This window comes from Mesorhizobium sp. M7A.F.Ca.CA.002.04.1.1 (assembly GCF_004022805.1).
GTDB lineage: Bacteria > Pseudomonadota > Alphaproteobacteria > Rhizobiales > Rhizobiaceae > Mesorhizobium > Mesorhizobium ciceri.
On record NZ_RZPL01000634.1, the window covers coordinates 1 to 3,399 of the forward strand.

Genomic DNA, 3,399 nt, shown 5'->3' on the forward strand with positions numbered 1-3,399 from the left:
GACCCGGCGGAAGATCGGCTGGCCGAGCAGGCAATCGCGGCCCATGTCATCTATGCCGCCGAAAAGCGGCATGCCGTCGAGGTTCCGGCCAGCGACAAGGACCATCTGCAGACCTGGCTGTCCAACCGGGTAGGGTTGAAGCTGGTGGCACCCGACTTGACCGCGAACGGTTTCCAGTTGGTCGGCGGCCGGTTGCTTCCGGCAGGCGAGAGCAAGGCCGCCATGCTGCTTTACGAGGACGGCAATGGGCAGCGTATATCGCTGTTCGTCACCACGGCATCGACGGAGAATGCCAAGGGCACCTACGCCGCCACGCAAGACGGACCCGAGGCCGTCTACTGGCTGGACAAGGGCTATGGCTGCGCCGTCGTCGGCTCCTTGCCGCGCGAGCGGCTGAACGAGGTCGCCAGGAACGCCTACACGCAACTTGTAAACGGGCTGGCAAGCTGAACGGCACCGCTTTTGCCGGTGCCGTCGATCCGCGAATGCCGATCTGGCCGAAGGACCTTTTGCGCCCGTCGGATCGGCGTCGGATTTGTCACAATTCGGCCCTAATCGAGGTGCGATAGCGCTTGATGAATGCCGTCGCATCGCCCCGAAAATCGGAAACGGTTTTTGGAAAAACGAGGCGAAGATTCAAGGTGGTGGAGCGGACTTCGTGCGCCCAGGTGGACGCCGGTTTTCCCAACGCCCTGGTTGGCGTCAAGGACGTGTTCGAGTAGGGCCATTTCCACCACCAATCGAGGTTTTCTGAAGCCGCATGCCTGCCGAGATCCGCACGGCCCGCGCGTCTGACGTCGATGATCTCGCCGCCATCGAGAAAGCTGTTTTCTCAAGCGACCGTATTTCCCGCCGCTCCTTCCGACTGTTCATCGAGCGTGAAACCGCCGAGACGCTGGTCGCCGAAGTCGACGGCCGCGTGGCCGGTTATGCGATCGTGCTGTTTCGCAAAGGCAGCGGCGTGGCGCGCCTCTACTCGATTGCGACCAGTCCGTTTTTCGGCGGGCTGGGTGTCGGCCGCATCCTGCTCGGATCCGCCGAAGATGCCGCCTTCGAGCACGACCGCATGATGCTGCGTCTCGAAGTTCGCGAAGACAACAGCCGCGCGATCCGCATCTACGAACGGGCCGGTTATCGCAAGATCGGGCGTGAGCCCGGCTACTATGAGGATGGCGAAACGGCACTTCGCTACGAAAAAACCTTGCGTGGCGACATTCCGATCGCCACCAAGGTGCCGTTCTACCCGCAGACCTGTGAATTCACCTGCGGTCCGTGCTGCCTGATGATGGCGATGGCCAATTTCGATCGCGGCTTCGTGCCGGATCCGGTCATGGAAATCCGCCTGTGGCGTGAAGCGACGACCGTCTTCATGATGTCGGGTCCCGGGGGTTGCGAGCCGTTCGGCCTCGCTGTCTCGGGCTATGAGAGCGGGCTCGCGGTGGAGATCTACGTCTCCTTCTATGGCGCGCTGTTCCTGCAATCGGTGCGCAGCGAGGACAAGCGCAGGGTAATGGAACTGGCCCAGGTCGACTTTCGCCGACGCGCGGAACTTTACGGCATCCCGGTGAATTACCGTGCATTCACAATCGACGATATCCGCGCTGCGATCGCTGGGGGAAAGCTGGTGCTGGTGCTGATCAGCGGCTTCCTGATGTTCGGCAAGAAGGTGCCGCACTGGGTGCTGGCGATCGGCGATGACGGCGACCATATCCTGATCCACGACCCTTGGGTCGAGGATGAAAGGCAGGAGACCATCCTTGATGCAGCCAACATTCCCGTGCCTTACGGCATCTTCATGAACATGGCGCAGTTCGGTCGCGATGGACTGCGGGCCGCCATCACTCTGGGAAAGCGTGACAGACAATGACCTGGGTCATCCTTACCGGCAGGCAGAGCGATCTCGACCAGGTGGCGACACCGCACAAGATCATCACCAATCGCGACTATCTCGCGCATCCGTCATTGTTTCGCGGCCAGCGGCCGAAGGTCATCAACCTGTCGAACAATTACGCCTACCAGAGCCGCGGCTACTATGCCTCGCTGCTGGCAAGCTCGCGCGGCCACAAGGTGATCCCGACCGTCGAGACGATGATCGACCTGTCGGAACGCAAGCTCTATGAGCACGCGCTGCCGGAACTGGAACTGGCGCTCAACAAATGCCGCAAGGATCTTGGTGGCGCCTTTCCGCAAAAGGTCTGCATCTTCTTCGGCATCGGGCCGTCAAAAATCTGGGACCGTTTCGCCAAGCTGTTGTTCGATTGGTTCCGCGCACCGGCGCTCGAAGTCCACATCAAGGACAGCGCCGAATGGGCCTCGATCCGCAAGATCGGCTTCCATCCGCTGGCGCGGATGACCGAGGACGAGGAAAAAAGCTTCATACAGTGCCTGGAAACCTACACCAACCGGGAGTGGCGCGACACCAAGGGCCGCACGCCGGCGCGCTATACCTTCGCCACGCTGGTCGACCCGCATGAGGAATTGCCGCCCTCGGAGATCTCGTCGCTGCGCTATTGGGCCAAGATCGCCGAGAAGATGGGCGTCGAAATCGAGCCGATCACCAAGCGGGACCTGGCCAAGCTCGCCAATTACGACGCGCTGTTCATCCGCGAGACCACCTCGATCTCCAACCACACCTATCGTTTCGCCCGCCGCGCCCAGCAGGAAGGCATGCCGGTGATCGACGATCCACTGTCGATGATCCGCTGCACCAACAAGGTCTATCTCAACGAGCTGATGGCCTACAACAAGGTGCCGGTGCCGCCGACGGTGATGATCGCCGGCACCTCGTATCTCGAACTGGCGGCGCAGACGCTGGGCTTTCCGCTGGTGCTGAAGATCCCGGATTCGTCGTTCTCGCGCGGCGTCAAGAAATGCGCCAATTTCGAGGAACTGAAGACGCTCGCCACCGAATGGCTGGAGGATTCCGACCTTCTGATCGCGCAGAAATTCATTCCGACCGAATATGATTGGCGTGTCGGCGTGCTCGGCGGCCAGCCGCTGTTTGCCGTGCACTATCTGATGGCCAAGAAGCACTGGCAGATCGTCAACCACAAGGCCAACGGCAAGCCCGACCAGGGCGGCATCAAGACCTTCACGCTGAAGGAAACGCCGGCGCATGTCGTCGAGACGGCAGTGAAGGCGGCGCGCTGCATCGGCGACGGGCTCTATGGCGTCGACCTCAAGGAGACCAAGGACGGCGTCTTCGTCATCGAGGTGAATGACAATCCCAACCTCGATCATGGCTGGGAGGATTCCGGTGAGAAGGACGAGGTCTGGGTGCGGCTGACGCAGTGGTTCCTGGAGCGGTTGGACCGGCCGGGGCGGTAATTTGATCGGGGGTAGAACATGCAGTTTATCGTGATCGAGGATTTCACCGGCTGTGATCGCAAGGAGATCTAT

At 61.1% G+C, this 3,399-nt stretch carries 3 protein-coding genes; all 3 read left to right on the forward strand.

The window, feature by feature from the left end:
• A partial coding sequence (locus ENZ75_RS25740) for an anti-sigma factor (RefSeq protein WP_164887998.1) occupies positions 1-450 on the forward strand: 450 nt, incomplete at its 5' end.
• A 310-nt stretch (positions 451-760) separates the two neighbouring features.
• Positions 761-1,867, forward strand: coding sequence for a peptidase C39 family protein (locus ENZ75_RS25745; protein WP_013532575.1), 1,107 nt, complete (start codon positions 761-763; stop codon positions 1,865-1,867).
• Positions 1,864-3,327, forward strand: coding sequence for a RimK family protein (locus tag ENZ75_RS25750; protein WP_128278417.1), 1,464 nt, complete (start codon positions 1,864-1,866; stop codon positions 3,325-3,327). Before ENZ75_RS25745 ends, ENZ75_RS25750 begins: the two co-directional genes overlap by 4 nt.
• Positions 3,328-3,399: the final 72 nt, after the last annotated feature.